The sequence below is a fragment of the Micrococcoides hystricis genome (assembly GCF_042434215.1).
Lineage (GTDB): Bacteria > Actinomycetota > Actinomycetes > Actinomycetales > Micrococcaceae > Micrococcoides > Micrococcoides hystricis.
In genome coordinates this window covers 1-14,131 of record NZ_JBHLUB010000021.1, presented here as the reverse complement: position 1 = coordinate 14,131, position 14,131 = coordinate 1, and the positions used below count along the sequence as shown (strand labels likewise).

Annotated in this window: 18 protein-coding genes and 1 tRNA gene; 11 read left to right on the top strand and 8 right to left on the bottom strand. The window is 58.5% G+C overall.

Annotated features, from left to right (window positions below; translation table 11 throughout):
* Positions 1-19 precede the first annotated feature (19 nt).
* Positions 20-988, bottom strand: coding sequence for a mycothiol synthase (mshD, locus tag ACFFFR_RS04340; RefSeq protein WP_377458305.1), 969 nt, complete (start codon positions 986-988; stop codon positions 20-22).
* Positions 989-1,098: 110 nt separating this feature from the next.
* On the opposite strand from mshD, the gene ACFFFR_RS04335 reads away from it, so the two are divergent.
* The 3 genes from ACFFFR_RS04335 (at position 1,099) to ygfZ (ending at position 3,986) form a co-directional block, all read left to right on the top strand.
* Positions 1,099-1,827, top strand: a complete 729-nt coding sequence (locus tag ACFFFR_RS04335; protein ID WP_377458304.1) for a hypothetical protein — start codon at positions 1,099-1,101, stop codon at positions 1,825-1,827.
* Between the two features lie 368 nt (positions 1,828-2,195).
* Positions 2,196-2,798, top strand: coding sequence for a heme-binding beta-barrel domain-containing protein (locus ACFFFR_RS04330; RefSeq protein ID WP_377458303.1), 603 nt, complete (start codon positions 2,196-2,198; stop codon positions 2,796-2,798).
* 3 nt (positions 2,799-2,801) lie between these two features.
* The gene (gene ygfZ, locus ACFFFR_RS04325; protein WP_377458302.1) at positions 2,802-3,986 is read left to right on the top strand and encodes a CAF17-like 4Fe-4S cluster assembly/insertion protein YgfZ; all 1,185 of its coding nucleotides are present in this window, start codon (positions 2,802-2,804) and stop codon (positions 3,984-3,986) included.
* Here the strand turns inward: ygfZ and ACFFFR_RS04320 are convergent.
* From ACFFFR_RS04320 to ACFFFR_RS04305, 4 genes are read right to left on the bottom strand one after another with little or no spacing between them, the layout of a single operon-like run.
* Complete coding sequence (locus tag ACFFFR_RS04320; RefSeq protein ID WP_377458301.1) at positions 3,946-4,653, bottom strand: GNAT family N-acetyltransferase; 708 nt, start codon at positions 4,651-4,653, stop codon at positions 3,946-3,948. The two genes, ygfZ and ACFFFR_RS04320, sit on opposite strands and share 41 nt — an antisense overlap.
* Entirely contained in the window at positions 4,643-5,674 is a 1,032-nt protein-coding gene (locus tag ACFFFR_RS04315; RefSeq protein WP_377458300.1) for a 6-phosphofructokinase, read from the bottom strand. Before ACFFFR_RS04315 ends, ACFFFR_RS04320 begins: the two co-directional genes overlap by 11 nt.
* Positions 5,675-5,706: 32 nt before the next feature.
* Complete coding sequence (locus tag ACFFFR_RS04310; RefSeq protein WP_377458299.1) at positions 5,707-5,967, bottom strand: PspC domain-containing protein; 261 nt, start codon at positions 5,965-5,967, stop codon at positions 5,707-5,709.
* Between the two features lie 36 nt (positions 5,968-6,003).
* Positions 6,004-7,206, bottom strand: coding sequence for a pyridoxal phosphate-dependent aminotransferase (locus tag ACFFFR_RS04305; RefSeq protein WP_377458298.1), 1,203 nt, complete (start codon positions 7,204-7,206; stop codon positions 6,004-6,006).
* Positions 7,207-7,365: 159 nt separating this feature from the next.
* Here ACFFFR_RS04305 and ACFFFR_RS04300 point away from each other — a divergent pair.
* From ACFFFR_RS04300 to rplA, 5 genes are all read left to right on the top strand, one after another.
* Positions 7,366-7,438 (top strand) — tRNA-Trp (locus ACFFFR_RS04300).
* A gap of 65 nt (positions 7,439-7,503) precedes the next feature.
* Positions 7,504-7,758, top strand: a complete 255-nt coding sequence (gene secE, locus ACFFFR_RS04295) for a preprotein translocase subunit SecE (protein WP_377458297.1) — start codon at positions 7,504-7,506, stop codon at positions 7,756-7,758.
* A 75-nt stretch (positions 7,759-7,833) separates the two neighbouring features.
* Positions 7,834-8,577: a transcription termination/antitermination protein NusG gene (nusG, locus tag ACFFFR_RS04290; protein ID WP_377458296.1), complete on the top strand. Its 744-nt coding sequence runs from the start codon at positions 7,834-7,836 to the stop codon at positions 8,575-8,577.
* 139 nt (positions 8,578-8,716) lie between these two features.
* Positions 8,717-9,145: a 50S ribosomal protein L11 gene (rplK, locus tag ACFFFR_RS04285; RefSeq protein WP_377458295.1), complete on the top strand. Its 429-nt coding sequence runs from the start codon at positions 8,717-8,719 to the stop codon at positions 9,143-9,145.
* 84 nt (positions 9,146-9,229) lie between these two features.
* On the top strand, positions 9,230-9,940 hold the full coding sequence (rplA, locus tag ACFFFR_RS04280) for a 50S ribosomal protein L1 (RefSeq protein ID WP_377458294.1): 711 nt from the start codon (positions 9,230-9,232) through the stop codon (positions 9,938-9,940).
* Positions 9,941-10,351: 411 nt separating this feature from the next.
* Here rplA and ACFFFR_RS04275 read toward each other — a convergent pair whose 3' ends face one another.
* Genes ACFFFR_RS04275 through ACFFFR_RS04265 form a run of 3 tightly spaced genes read right to left on the bottom strand, consistent with a single transcriptional unit; the run spans position 10,352 to position 11,429 of the window.
* The gene (locus ACFFFR_RS04275) at positions 10,352-10,810 is read right to left on the bottom strand and encodes a hypothetical protein (RefSeq protein ID WP_377458293.1); all 459 of its coding nucleotides are present in this window, start codon (positions 10,808-10,810) and stop codon (positions 10,352-10,354) included.
* Positions 10,768-11,076, bottom strand: coding sequence for a hypothetical protein (locus tag ACFFFR_RS04270; protein WP_377458292.1), 309 nt, complete (start codon positions 11,074-11,076; stop codon positions 10,768-10,770). The genes ACFFFR_RS04275 and ACFFFR_RS04270 overlap by 43 nt, the downstream gene beginning before the upstream one ends.
* An 11-nt stretch (positions 11,077-11,087) precedes the next feature.
* A complete protein-coding gene (locus ACFFFR_RS04265) occupies positions 11,088-11,429 on the bottom strand; it encodes a hypothetical protein (RefSeq protein ID WP_377458291.1) in 342 nt (113 codons plus the stop codon).
* Between the two features lie 378 nt (positions 11,430-11,807).
* Between ACFFFR_RS04265 and rplJ the strand changes: the two genes are divergently transcribed.
* The 3 genes from rplJ (at position 11,808) to ACFFFR_RS04250 (ending at position 13,692) form a co-directional block, all read left to right on the top strand.
* Positions 11,808-12,329: a 50S ribosomal protein L10 gene (rplJ, locus tag ACFFFR_RS04260; protein ID WP_377458290.1), complete on the top strand. Its 522-nt coding sequence runs from the start codon at positions 11,808-11,810 to the stop codon at positions 12,327-12,329.
* A gap of 135 nt (positions 12,330-12,464) precedes the next feature.
* On the top strand, positions 12,465-12,854 hold the full coding sequence (rplL, locus tag ACFFFR_RS04255) for a 50S ribosomal protein L7/L12 (protein ID WP_377458289.1): 390 nt from the start codon (positions 12,465-12,467) through the stop codon (positions 12,852-12,854).
* Positions 12,855-13,008: 154 nt separating this feature from the next.
* A complete protein-coding gene (locus tag ACFFFR_RS04250; protein WP_377458288.1) occupies positions 13,009-13,692 on the top strand; it encodes a hypothetical protein in 684 nt (227 codons plus the stop codon).
* Positions 13,693-14,131 lie beyond the last annotated feature (439 nt).

Below are 14,131 nucleotides of genomic sequence, written 5' to 3'. Positions count from 1 at the left end.
TTAGGGCAGGGAAGTGGACTTAGTTTTTGGCCCGAGAGCTGTGCTGATACATGACATCGACCGTGGCTCGTTCGAATCCTAATTTGCGGTACAGCCCAACTGCGGGGATGTTGTCCGCGTCCACGTAGAGTTCAATGACATCGACTTTCTGTGCCAGGTATTCCAGACCGGCCAGCGTCAACGCGAGTCCCAATCCCTGTCCCTGAGCCTGTGGGGAGACACCGACTACGTAGACTTCACCAACGCGTGGCTCCTCAGGGCTGGACGGGGTCACAATCTTGGTCCAGTGGAACGCGACCAGATCGCCGGAGGCGTTTTCCGCCAAGAAGAACCCGTCTGCGTCGAACCAGTCTTCGGCCTGCCGGGCGTTGAGGTCTTCAAGGGTGAGTTTGCCTTGTTCGGGGTGATCGGCGAACGCGGCCGCGTTCAGCTCCAACCACGGTTGTTCGTCAGCGCCCGGCTGGAACGTGCGCAGTCGGATGCCGTCTGCGAGCTCAGGGGCGGGAAAGCTGCGGTCCGCGGTCACGGACATCTTCCATAGTTCCCGCACCGGGCGGAAGTCGTAGGTGATGGCAAACTTGTCCGCTTTGCTGTCGCTTCCGTGACGCCAGGCGTCCACAGTTTTCAGTTCATCATCGGAGAACGCCCCGCGCAGGGTTTCGAGCAGGGTACTGGCAATGCCTTGATCCCGGTGTGCCGGATGCGTGGTCAATTCCAAGACGGAATCCGCAACCACGACTGCGCCAAGCAAATCTTCGTCCTGCATGTCCGCCAAGTCTGTGTCGCGAGCAAGCGCGAGAACGCCGTAGAGGCTCTGGTGTGCTGGCAGCGACAGTAATGTCTGATCAGAGAACGGCGGGCTGCCGTCTGCCCGTTGGGACTGGCTGGCTAGTGCCCGGATAGCGCTCAGTGCGGCAGCCGGAAGGGGAGCGCTGAAAACAACAAAGTGGGTAGCTGGTGGGACATCGGTCGAAAGATCGTCAGCCATACCTCTTACTCTAAGCCACCGGAGCTGCTGACAGCACACGCAATTCGCGCGCCGAGATCTTTGGTGTGGGGAAGGTTTCTTGATTGACTAAAGGGGTGAAGGATTCTTGGTTGCGTATCAGCTTGGCGCTGGCATTCGTGTTGTTGGCCATCACCCAATATGTGGGCCCGATTGCCGCGACCGCTTACGCCGCGCTCGCCTCCCTGCTGCTGGGGCTTGGCTGGCCGCACCTATTGAAGGTTCCGGCTAGGCGCACGCTGGCCTGGGTGATCACCTCCTCAGGCATCATCGCCGCGGTGGTGAGCTACTTCGGTAACGGCGGGCTGGGCATGCTGATCCCGATCATGGCGTTGGCGGTCATCGCCACCTTCATCGTTCAACTCTTCCGCGGAACCGGTCGGCCCTACCGTCTACAATCTTTGATCGGTACATCTGCGGCCGCGTTTTTGGCCACACTGGGCAGCGGCTGGGTGGTGTTGGCCCGGCTACCAGATCACCAGCTGGTGTACGTGACCGCAGCCGCAGGGTTTGTGGGGGCATTCTTCGTCGCCCGACAACTCAGTTATGTGGCTCAAGGCTTTGGTGCGGCCGCCTCCATCGCTGTCGGCATCGCTGCTGGGGTGGCACTGCAGATCCCCTGGGTCTGGCTGCTGCCGACCGTGCTCTTGACTGCCGCCGCGGGCTTCGTGTTCCGGCTCGTCGCCGAACGCTCTGCCGCGCTGCCCTCCAACCGGTCGTTGGTCGCGGCAGCCCTCACCCCGATCTGTGCGCTGGGACCGGTCCTGTTCTACTTACAGGTCTTCATGTCCGGCAGCTTCTACAAACTGATCACCTTTTAGAACTCTCGTCCCTCATGGGTGACCTTTAGCACGTTCATAAAACTATGGTCTCGACTAGAGCGGGGGTAGAGTTAAAGCGAGCACATTAATGAGGCGGCCCACACAACGGACGTGTGGTGCTGTACGACCCAAGGAGTGACAACACCGTGTCTGTTGCCTTTTTCGAGATCTTCTTCACCGTCCTGCTGGTACTCGTCACGCTGGGAATTCTCGGCTTCAGCGCGCTGGTCATTACCCGCCTGTTCAAGGGACAGAAGTAACACCACAATCTTTTACACAGCAGCCCTAACGGAAATACCCGTTGGGGCTGTCCGTGTTTTAACAACTGGTCACCGCACACCCTCTTCCATCCGATTGGAGCCTGAACCATGGTCATGGAACTACCCGTCGATCTGACACCCGAACTCGTCCCGCTCTACTGGCTCATCGGTGAGTGGGAGGGGACCGGCCGGTTGGGCGCGGGGGAGGCAGGGGATGCCAGCTTCCACCAAAAACTGACCTTCACCGACACCGGCCTGCCCTTCCTGGAGTACCGCTCGGAAAGCTGGTTGCTGAACGAAGAAGATGGCCAACTTCTGCGCCCACTGGCCACCGAGGTGGGTTTCTGGGCGTTGGACCGCCCTCAAGAAGACGGGGACGTGGGCCCCGGCATGACCCCGGCAGACATCGTGCCGGTCTACCGCAGCGCCGAAGACGTGGAGAAGCTGCGCACCCAAGACGGTGGCTTTGATATCACCGCCACGGTTGCCCACCCCGGCGGTCTGACGGAGCTGTACTACGGGGCCGTCAAAGGCCCCCAAGTCCAAATCGTCACGGACGCGGTGATGCGTGGCGAACACACCAAAGAATACTTGGGCGGCACCCGCATGTACGGCCTGGTCAACAACGACCTGTATTGGCGTTGGGACCTGCGCACCGCTGAGGGAAGCGAACCACACGCCTCCGGCATCCTGAAGAAGAAGGTTTCCTAGGTCATGACAGACACCTACACATCCCCCTTGCTGGCCACCTCCGGCGCCATTGCGGCGACCGGGGCCGACACCGGTGTGGCAGAACACTACGGTCAGCCGCTACTGGAGCAGCGAGCCTTGGCCAACGGAACCGCCCTAGTGGACGCCAGTAACCGTGGCGTGATCGAGCTCGCCGGTGAACAAGCCCTGCATATGCTCCACATCTTGGCTTCGCAGGCGTTCGAAAACACCAGCTGGTTGCGCGAAGACCAGCTGCCCTACTCAACTGAAGCCCTCTTCTTTGACATCCAAGGCCGCATTGAAATGGCGCCCAAGGTCCTAGTGACCGCTGTCGGCACCCAGCAACGGGTCCTGCTACTGACCGAAGCTGAGGAAACCTCCGCGGTCGTGGACTGGCTGACAAAAATGCGGTTCATGATGCAGGTTGAGATCACCGATGTCACGGAGCAGTACGCCACCGTGATCACCTGCGCGGCGGTCGCGGACTGGGCAGACAACCCGTGCTGGATAGATCCGTGGCCGAACGTCGCTGAAGGCGGTTACAGCTACGCTGCCGTGGCGGAGGCTGAACACCCCGGCCAAGACATGGTTTTCTTCCACTACCTGTTGCCGCGAGAGGAATTTGCCGCCTTAGTGCGTGAACAGCTGGATACAGGACGAACACTGGCGGGCACCAGCTCGCTGGAGGCGTTGCGGATCGCGGCGGGCCGGCCGCGTTTTGGCTTTGAAACAGACGACCGCACCATTGCCCACGAGCTGGACTGGATCCGCACCGCGGTGCATCTGGAAAAAGGTTGCTACAAGGGCCAAGAGACCGTGGCACGCGTGCACAACTTGGGCCGGCCACCCCGGCGACTGGTGCTCCTGCACATCGACGGTAGCCAGCACACCCTTGTCGGTTCTGGTGCCGAGATCATTCAAGCGGTCGGCGAAAAAGAACGGGTGGTCGGCACGGTGACATCGGCTGGGCTCCATCACGAGATGGGCCAAATCGCGTTGGGCCTGATCCGCCGAAATGTGGATCCGGCCGCCGAGCTGATCGTCTCAGAGGTCCAAGCGGACGGCGCTGAACCCACCCGTTACGCGGCCGCCCAAGAGTTGCTGGTCAGCCCGGAAGCCGGCCAAGTTGTGGGCCGTCCGGAAGGCGTTAAAGCGGACCGGTCTGCTCCCCGGGGAATGCTGCGCTAACGGTGCCCAGCAGCCGGAAGCCAAGTTTGCTCGCCAACTTCAACGCGGTCGAATTGCCCACCCGGACCCTCGCCTGCGGCACCAGTCCAGAATCGTAGGCTTCCCCGATCGCTACTGCCGCAGCATAGGCACCCAGCGACTTGTTGCGCAGGGCGGGCGGGACTAACACCCGGATGTCTGCGACCACTTGTTGGAACACCTTCCAACCGGCCACCGCCAGTGGGCTGCCGTCTTTGGTGCAGAGCACAAAGACGTGGTCTAAGTCCGCGGTCCCTACTTCTACCGCGTCATCTGCCGGGGTCTGGGCGTGCAGTTGAGTCAGCAGGCTCGGGTCGGTGCTCACTGCTACCGAATCGGAGAACGCAAACTCCGGAGGCTCGGCCAGAGTGTGAATTAGTTCCTCGGTCAAGACCCGGCCACCACGAGGAATTACCAGCGCTGCCAGCATGCTGGAGAGCACAAGCTCTTCTGGGTGATGGCGCGCAGCTGCCTGCGCAAACCAACCCGGATGGGCCGAGTACTCAAGGATTTCTGGGTACGGACCCAGCTCGTGCCAGTGGGCGATCAGCAACGCCGGTTCTTGCACGATGGCCTGCTCCCAGGCAAAGTGCAAGATGGACCGAACGTGTGCGAGCTCCTCCAGCTCTTCCGGCTGGTTATCGACCAAAGAGAACCTTGGCTTCTTCGTAGCGGTGCAAGGGCACCGTCTTGAGGGTATGCGTTGCTTCCGAGAGGGAAACATGTTCAATCTCGGTGCCGCGGAGCGCCGTCATTTGACCCCAGTGCTTATCAGCACACAGCTGGACTGCATGCATGCCACAGCGGGTGGCCAAGACCCGGTCAAAACCAGTCGGGGCGCCGCCACGTTGGATGTGGCCCAGCGTGGTGTTACGGGTTTCAATGCCGGTCATTTCTTCAATTTGTTCGGCTAGCCACTCGCCGATCCCACCTAGGCGTGGGCGGCCGTCGGCTTGTTTACCCCGGATCGCAATGGGGCCGTCGTGGCCTTGCGGGATGTAGCCTTCGGCAACCACCACGAGTGGGGAGCGGCCCCGTTCGTGGACCTGACGGACCCAGTCGCAGACTTGCTGCATGGACTCTGGCTGCTCCGGAATCAAGATGGCGTGTGCGCCGGCGGACATGCCAGAGTGCAGGGCAATCCAGCCGACGTGACGGCCCATGACCTCGGCCACCATGCAGCGGTGATGGGAGTCCCCGGTGGTACGCAAGCGATCCATGGCATCTGTTGCGATAGCCACGGCGGTGTCGAAACCGAAGGTGTAGTCGGTGCCGTCCAAATCGTTATCGATCGTCTTGGGCACGCCCACGACGGGCACACCGGCTTCGGCAAGTTCGTTGGCTCCGGACATGGTGCCTTCCCCGCCAATGGCGATCAACCCATCAATACCGTGTTCGGCGAAGTTGGCGATCATGTTTTCAGCACCACCGCCGGGGTGCGTGACAGGGTTGGTCCGAGAGGTGCCCAAGATGGTGCCGCCGGAGCCGGCCAGACCGCGCACATCGGCACGTGAGAGGGGCACGTAGTCCATCTCCACAACGCCACGCCAACCATCTTTGAAACCGACGATCTCGGCGTCATATTCTTTGATGCCCTTTAGCACAGCCGCGCGAATCACGGCGTTCAATCCTGGGCAATCTCCACCACTGGTCATCAGACCAATGCGCATAGTTCTCCTTTAAGCGCGTGTTGCCAGTACGGCTACGCGTTCAGTTTTCGGACGGCTGTTTCCAACGGAATGGAGCCGTCTTGGGCGGGCAACAAGGCCCATGCAATCAGGTATGTGGCAACACCGATATACGGCAAGATGAAGCTGAGCAGAACAACAATCCTCACCACCTTCACGTCCCAGCCGAATTGGGCGGCCAGTCCACCACAAATGCCGCCAACCCAACGTTTCGGGCCGCGACGGTAGGGCATCCGGCGGATCGAGTTGAAAATTCCGGCAAGGAAGTTATCCATGGCTTCAGGCCTCTGTTCTGGTTGGGCAGGGTGGGACTAGTTGTTCAACAGTTCTTGGATGCGCGCCATGCCTTCGCGAATGTCATCATCACCCAACGCGTACGACAACCGCAGGTATCCGGACGGGCCGAACGCCTCACCGGGGACGGTAGCGACCTTCGCCTGCTCCAAGATCAACGCAGCAAGGTCAGCCGAGGAATTGATGGTGACTCCGCCAATGGTGCGTCCGAACGTGCCGCGGACATCGGCGTACGCGTAAAACGCGCCCTGTGGGGTCGGGCAATCGAAGCCCTGAACCTTGTTGAGTTCGGCCACGATGAGCTTCCGTCGGCGGTCGAAGGCCTCACGCATCTTGTGCACCTCATCCAAGGGGCCGGACACTGCGGCCAAGGCGGCCATCTGCGAGACGTTCGCGACGTTGGACGTGGCGTGCGATTGGAGGTTGGTCGCGGCCTTGATGACATCCTGTGGGCCGATCATCCAGCCGACCCGCCAACCGGTCATGGCGTAAGTCTTGGCGACTCCGTTAAGAATCACGGTCTGTTCGGCGAGCTCGGGCACGGCCGCCACGATCGAGGTGAAATCAATCCCGTCGTAGACCAAATGCTCGTAAATCTCATCGGTGATGACCCACAGGTTGTTCTCGTACGCCCAGCGTCCGATGGCCGCGGTCTCCTCGGCCGAGTAAACAGCCCCGGTCGGGTTCGACGGGGAAACGAAGAGCAGAACCTTGGTCTTTTCGGTGCGCGCGGCTTCCAGCTGCTCCACCGTGACCTTGTACTCCTGCTCCGGTCCGGCGAAGATCTCGACCGGCACACCACCGGCCAACTTGCTGGCTTCCGGGTAGGTGGTCCAGTACGGGGCAGGTAGGAGAACCTCATCGGCTGGGTCCAGCAGCGTGGCGAAAGATTGGTACACGGCCTGCTTGCCACCGTTGGTGACCAACACTTGGTTGCTAGCCACCTCAATACCGGAATCGCGTTGCGTCTTTGCCGCGATGGCTTCCTTCAGCTCCGGCAGCCCGCCGGCAGGGGAGTAGCGGTGAAAACGCGGATCTTGGGCGGCCTGAATGGCGGCCTGCACAATGTAGTCCGGAGTCGGGAAATCGGGCTCACCGGCGCCGAAGCCGATGACCGGCTCCCCGGCGGCTTTCAAGGCCTTCGCCTTGGCGTCGACGGCCAAGGTGGCGGACTCGGAAATGGAGGCGATGCGTTGGGAAATTCGCGGAGGTACAGGCATGTTCTCTAGCTTAGCGCGGATGGCTTAGTGGCCGCCTTTTTTGGTAGTCTGTCGACATAGTTTATTTCGCTCCAACAACCGGTAGGACGCCGGTTCGACTTGTTGGCTGAAAATGCGTAAACTATTTCACTGGTGCGAAATGCACCGGGGTCAACCCCTAGGGCAGTGGCGCAATTGGTAGCGCAACGGTCTCCAAAACCGTAGGTTGCAGGTTCGAGTCCTGTCTGCCCTGCAAAGCGGCCCGTCCGCAGCAGTGAAAACTGCACAATGATCGCAAGATACTGAGTGAGGCTGACTGTGAGTCAAACCGCCGTGGAACGCACCAAAAAGGGTGACGAGCCTCGTAAGCGCGGTTTCTTCGCGCAGATTTTACTCTTCTTCCGGCAGGTGATTGACGAGCTCAAGAAGGTTGTCACACCAACCCGTAAAGAGCTAGTCAACTACTCCATCGTTGTGATTGTTTTTGTGATCATCATCATGCTGCTGGTGACGCTGCTTGATTATCTTTTTGGCACCGGTGCCTCGTTCGTCTTTGGTGATGGGAACTCCTAACCCGGCGAGCTAGCGCCCCGGCCCAACGAGAACTACACCCACACCATTCCACCACGTAAGGAAAGCAGGGACACGGTGTCCGATCAGGAACTGGAAGAAACCCAGCCCGAGCAGCCTGCCGACGCTGCGGAAGCTGACGAAGCCGACGAGACCGTGGCCGAGGTTGAGGTTGAAGAGGTTGAGGAAGAGGACATCCCAACCGTCGAAGAAGCCCTCGAAGAGCTGAAGACCACACTGCGTCGCTCGCTGGGCGATTGGTTCGTCATCCACACTTACGCCGGCTACGAGAACCGTGTCCGCACGAACCTCGAAGCCCGTATCCAGACCCAGGACATGGAAGATTACATCTTCGAGATCCGGGTCCCCATGGAAGAAGCCACCGAGATCAAGGGCACCCAGACCAAGGTTGTTCGCCGCGTGCGCATCCCCGGTTACGTGCTCGTGCGCATGGAACTGACGGACGCCTCGTGGGGCGTTGTCCGCCACACCCCGGGTGTCACCGGCTTCGTGGGTAACGCTCACGATCCGAACCCGCTGTCGCTGGATGAGGTCTACTCCATGCTCGCCCCAGAGGTTGAAGCAGAAACCTTGGCCAAGCAGGGCGTGGACACCGAAGCCATCGTGGAAGAGACCCCAGAGGCCGTCTCCGTTGACTTTGAAGTTGGCGAGTCCGTGACCGTCATCGACGGTCCATTCGAGGGCCTGCCAGCGTCCATCTCCTCCATCAACGCCGTGGGGCGTCAGCTGGAGGTACTGGTCACGATCTTCGAACGCGAAACCCCGGTCACCTTGGGCTTCGAACAGGTCCAAAAGATCTAACACCAAAAATCAGACTTTGGCCGCCCGCGCTGGATGCTTTGCCAGTCAGGTGGCCAGACGGCCGGTGAGCCACACCGGCCAACCCCAGTCAACATACTCCTGTGTTGGTTGGAAACTTTTGACAAAGAAGGATCCGTAAATGGCCCCGAAGAAAAAAGTCGCCGGCCTGATCAAGCTGCAGATCCAGGCTGGTGCCGCTAACCCGGCACCTCCGATTGGTCCAGCTCTCGGTCAGCACGGCGTGAACATCATGGAGTTCTGCAAGGCGTACAACGCTGCCACTGAATCCCAGCGCGGCAACGTTATCCCTGTGGAAATCACGGTTTATGAAGACCGCTCCTTCACCTTCATCACCAAGACCCCACCAGCAGCCGAGCTGATCAAGAAGGCTGCCGGTGTCACCAAGGGCTCCGCAACCCCACACACTGACAAGGTCGCCAAGCTGACCCAGGCTCAGGTTGAGGAAATTGCCGAGTCCAAGATGGCTGACCTGAACGCCAACGACATTCAGGCTGCCGCCAAGATTATCGCCGGTACCGCCCGCTCCATGGGCATCACCATCGAATAAGACTGGCCACTACACCACAATTTTCATCCCGTGGCAGAGTCCAGCGCGGCTCGATAGACCACAACTGCACAAGGAGATAAGCAGATGGCAAAGCGCAGCAAAGCATACCAGGCAGCTGTAGCCAAGATTGAGGCAGAAAAACTCTACCTCCCGGCCGAGGCAGTTGCCCTCGCCAAGGAAACCAACCCGTCCAAGAATGACGCCACCGTGGAAGTTGCCTTCCGCCTCAGCGTTGACCCACGCAAGGCCGACCAGATGGTTCGCGGTACCGTGAACCTGCCACATGGCACCGGTAAGACCGCCCGCGTGATCGTCTTCGCCACCGGTGACAAGGCCGCCGCCGCTGAAGCAGCCGGCGCCGACTTCGTTGGTTCCGACGAACTGATCGCCAAGGTCGCCGAAGGCTGGACCGACTTCGATGCAGCCGTCGCCACCCCAGAACTGATGGGTAAGGTCGGCCGCTTGGGTAAGGTGCTGGGTCCACGCAACCTGATGCCGAACCCGAAGACCGGTACCGTCACCCCAGATGTGGCCAAGGCTGTCAACGACATCAAGGGCGGCAAGATCGACTTCCGCGTCGACAAGCACGCCAACCTGCACTTCATCATCGGCAAGACCAGCTTCGACAAGAAGCAGTTGGCCGAAAACTACGGTGCAGCACTGGATGAGGTCCTGCGCCTGAAGCCATCGGCTTCAAAGGGCCGCTACATCCAGAAGGCCACCGTGTCCACCACCTTCGGTCCTGGCATCCCAGTCGACCCGAACGTGACCACGGTCGCCGCTGACGAAGCCTAAGCTTCCGCAAGCCTTTTACAAAGCAGGGCGTCGCCTCCAGGAGGAGGTGGCGCCCTGCGGCATTTAAGAAACTGATTGTTGAGAGTGAAAATCAGGTACGCCCAAAACATGTGCTGATGGTCAAGCGGCCGTCAATGCCGATGCTGCTCTGCAGATCGCCAGCCAGCACCACCGGTCGTGCCACCAGTAACTCCGGCGCCGCTGCCAACCACCGGTGCCCAAGTAACCGGACTAGTCATTGGAGGCTTGCTCCTCCTGCTGGGCGGTACGGCAACGTACCTCTGGGCGGGACGCCAACCCGGCAAGCAAGCTAGTCGCCAACTGCTGAGCGGTAACGCTCAGCCCCTCGCAAGATCCTCGAACACAACCCCTAGGTTCGAGGCTCTTGCCATGCCTACTGGCACCGCTGCGTTAGTGAGACCACCATCGGGATAGTTTGAACCGGAAACCAAGAACGGCGAGTGCTTTAGCGAGATGGACATATTCCGCATCGAAGTCTCGGAGCTGCTGGTTGGATTCAAAACCCTTGAGGCCGTGATGATCTACAAAGAAGGTGCCCCAGCGCAGCAGACGATCTATCAGCTCGGGAGGGATCCGCTCCGCGTAGTCCGCGTCAGGGTGTTCTGCCGTGATGTTCTCGTTGAACGGCCATACCGTGTAGTTCGCGGTGAACTCGATGAAACCGCTGTCATGCGTCGTGTCGCAATCCATGATCGAAGACAAGTCCTGGGGATCATCGCCTAGTGCAAGAGGGCCACTGAAAACCGAGCCGTCCGGGCCGAGGGCCAACCATTGGTCTTTCTCCGAGCGGTCGAAGGAAGGATCCTTTACCACCACATCTCCAATCTCACGTCCAACCGGCGAGCCCACAATTCCTCGGCCAATGCCGCGTACTCGTTCGCGGCCTGAGCACGTCGTTCCTTCGAACCAAAGCAACCCATATCCCGGTTATAGGCCGAATTGGTCTGCCTGTTCCACAGCTCGAGTCTGGCCAGCAGTTGATCGGGTATCGACTGAAGGACACCGTCCAGCCGCTCACAGTCATCCGCTGAACTTTTGGTACGAAAGGGCAGCCGATCGTCTGTCAGAGTAAAGACCACCTGCAGGGGAGTCAATGGGACTAGTGGGATGCTCATGGTCACTTCCCCTACCACCACATGTCAAAGTGAATGTTGGTGAACCCCGCATCACGGAGTCCCTGGGCCAGCGCGAAGTATTCTTGATCCGCGTGCTTTCGCTGCTCCTCGGTGCCAGTGAACCCGGCCTCAAAGTCGAAGTGCTGATCCATAAAGCGAACCCAGGCATCAAGACGGGTCACCAGCTCTTGCGGTGCCGTTGCGTACAGGTACTCGATAGGCCCGCCGTTCGGCTCGCTGTCCAGGGCTCCCAGCTCGAAGAAAGGCTGATCGCAATAGTCATACATAAATCTGATCGGCCGCCGATTAACTTTCATGACTCCAACCATATAGCACAGCAGCTCGTTGGTCACTGCTCCTTGAGACTGAACTTCGCCGCCCGTTGGTCACTGCTCCTTGAGACTGAACTTCGCCGCCCGTTGGTTTGACTACCGCTATGATGTGGAGTGAGAAACCAAGTTCAAGCCTTCGTGACGAGCGTCTCCGTTCCTCGATTTGGTGATGGGGGAGCGGTGGGCTTAGACTTGAACGGTACCGAAGACCGTCGGACGTGAGAATTCACTATAAAACTCTCAATGAGTGCCCTACGCAGGTGAACCAGACTGATACTCCAGAACGAAGTTCTGTTGAGAGCAATTCAGCCTCGTGCACTTGCGCGAGGCTTTTTTATTGAGCACACGCTTTTGAATCTTCACTTCCCGACTGGTGAATACCAGATTGGAAGGAGAACCATGGCTAGACCGGACAAGGCAGCCGCGGTAGCGGAGCTGAAGGAACTCTTCAGCAACTCCTCTGCCGCCGTTTTGACCGAATACCGTGGTCTCACCGTTGAACAGCTGAAGACTCTTCGCCGTTCCATGGGTGAGAACGCGACCTACGCCGTGGTGAAGAACACGCTTACCGAAATCGCAGCTAAAGAAGCTGGCATTTCCGCCTTTGAAGGCAAAATGTCCGGCCCTTCGGCTATCGCTTTCGTCACCGGCGACCCGGTGGAAGTGGCTAAGAGCCTGCGTGACTTTGCCAAGGACAACCCTAACCTGATCGTCAAGGGCGGCTACATGGATGGCGCCGAACTTGATGAAGCAGGTATCAAGAAACTCGCGGATCTTGAATCCCGTGAGGTACTGCTGGCCAAGGCTGCAGGCGCCATGAAGGGCGCACTGTCCAAGGCCGCAGCACTCTTCCAGGCCCCACTGTCCCAGACCGCTCGGGTTACCGAAGCGCTGCGGGCAAAGCTGGACGAGGCTGCCTAAGCAACCGAGGCTGTGCCGCACGGCGCAACTTCACCCGACCGCAAGGCGGTCACCCGGCCCAACGGCCACAAGAAATTTCAAGATCCACGCGAAGACTGACACAAGTTTTCAGCTAAACCTAAAAGGAGCGCCACCATGGCGAAACTGACCACCGAAGAACTCATTGACGCCTTCAAGGAACTGTCCCTGATCGAACTCTCCGAATTCGTCAAGGCTTTCGAAGAGACCTTTGAAGTAACCGCAGCTGCTCCAGTTGCTGTTGCTGCTGCCGGCGCTGCCGGTGGCGCTGCTGAAGGCGGCGCCGCTGACGAGCAGAGCGAATTCGACGTTGTCCTCGAATCCGCTGGCGACAAGAAGATCGCAGTCATCAAGGAAGTCCGCGCCCTGACCTCCCTGGGTCTGAAGGAAGCCAAGGACCTGGTTGACGGTGCACCTAAGGCTGTCCTCGAAGGCGTTGACAAGGAAGCAGCCGACAAGGCTAAAGAGCAGCTCGAAGGCGCTGGCGCAACCGTCACCCTCAAGTAAGCACTTTTGCTTAGCTGCTTAGCTTTCTAGCTAACAAGCATTCAAAGCTCCCGCTGCTGTTCATCAGCAGCGGGAGCTTTTTGTGTTATGTGATGAATCTTGAACGGGTACAACTTTGATTTTTTATCTTGATGATTTTCAGAATCTCCAATATTTGGAGCAACTAGGTGAGTCGGACCTCTGGAACGGTCTCTTTTCCTCGCTAGTTTCTGCGGTAGTAGCTGCGGTCGTTGCTGTAGCTGCCGTGTACTTGAGCACGAAATCAACGCACAGGTCATGGTATGAGAAGCAACGAATCGAAGCGTTCGCTTCGGTTCTAGACGGCTTCAATCAGTGCTGGGAGTTCTCTGGTCGCGAATTCAATTTTCCGAGTCACCATTTCATTCCTGAAAGCAGTGATGACGAAGCACCATTATTGGATGAAACGAAATATCAACAAGAGATCAATGAGATAAGAAACAAACAAGTTGACGAACTCCGGCTTCTTGTCGGAGCAACATTACGGAAGATCAATATTTGGACGATGTACCTAAAGGACGGTGAAGGGAAAGAGGTTGAAGAAACCGTCAAAAGAGCAATCGAAGTGTTGTTTGACGAATGGCACTACTCATCGTTCATGCCTAGGGGGACATTTGCATTAGAAATTCCACAGGCTAGATTCCAAGAGTGGGAGCAAATGATGAAGTTGGCGAGAATCTGGCACCAATCAGAGTCAGTGAGGAAACGAAGGAAAACAGAGAAGGAGATTTCGGAACTTTTCAGGAAGAGTGGGCCGTCTTTTGAGGAAATTATGAAACTCGACTCAAGTCTTACTGAAGGTAGATTCACCCTTGATTAGCTGCGATCGGATGTGCAAACTGCTAGCTCCCTCGGCTCTTGAAGGATCAGGGAAACCAAGCTGAACCATGGCCATCCTTTAGCAGATGAACAGAAGGCCGGAGTTTCGCTCAGAGTTTGAGTCCACGGCTTCAAAATCTAACGACTGTTAATTTGACTCACCCTATCAACACTCACCAGAAACAGTTTCAATGAGATGTCGCGCTGGCGTTATGATCGATATCTACGCCCTGCCCTCGGGCCGCCTGACAGTGGTCGGATGCCGGAGAAATCGATCTGCTGGTGCAACAACCATCACAACGCACGCAAGTTTGCCGCAAAGATGGGCAACGTTCCCGTAGTGCCTCATGTCAATTTGATCGCGTAACTCGGGTTGTGCCTCATATAGATTGATCGCGTAGCTCTCGTTCAAGCGGTGTGGATCTTCACGCCACCGGTTT

Bases quoted from the DNA above. Each gene is read 5' to 3' on its own strand.
- mshD (WP_377458305.1), bottom strand. From the start codon at position 988: ATGGCTGACGATCTTTCGACCGATGTCCCACCAGCTACCCACTTTGTT.
- ACFFFR_RS04330 (WP_377458303.1), top strand. From the start codon at position 2,196: ATGGTCATGGAACTACCCGTCGATCTGACACCCGAACTCGTCCCGCTC.
- ygfZ (WP_377458302.1), top strand. From the start codon at position 2,802: ATGACAGACACCTACACATCCCCCTTGCTGGCCACCTCCGGCGCCATT.
- ACFFFR_RS04315 (WP_377458300.1), bottom strand. From the start codon at position 5,674: ATGCGCATTGGTCTGATGACCAGTGGTGGAGATTGCCCAGGATTGAAC.
- ACFFFR_RS04310 (WP_377458299.1), bottom strand. From the start codon at position 5,967: ATGGATAACTTCCTTGCCGGAATTTTCAACTCGATCCGCCGGATGCCC.
- ACFFFR_RS04305 (WP_377458298.1), bottom strand. From the start codon at position 7,206: ATGCCTGTACCTCCGCGAATTTCCCAACGCATCGCCTCCATTTCCGAG.
- rplK (WP_377458295.1), top strand. From the start codon at position 8,717: ATGGCCCCGAAGAAAAAAGTCGCCGGCCTGATCAAGCTGCAGATCCAG.
- rplA (WP_377458294.1), top strand. From the start codon at position 9,230: ATGGCAAAGCGCAGCAAAGCATACCAGGCAGCTGTAGCCAAGATTGAG.
- ACFFFR_RS04270 (WP_377458292.1), bottom strand. From the start codon at position 11,076: ATGAGCATCCCACTAGTCCCATTGACTCCCCTGCAGGTGGTCTTTACT.
- rplJ (WP_377458290.1), top strand. From the start codon at position 11,808: ATGGCTAGACCGGACAAGGCAGCCGCGGTAGCGGAGCTGAAGGAACTC.
- rplL (WP_377458289.1), top strand. From the start codon at position 12,465: ATGGCGAAACTGACCACCGAAGAACTCATTGACGCCTTCAAGGAACTG.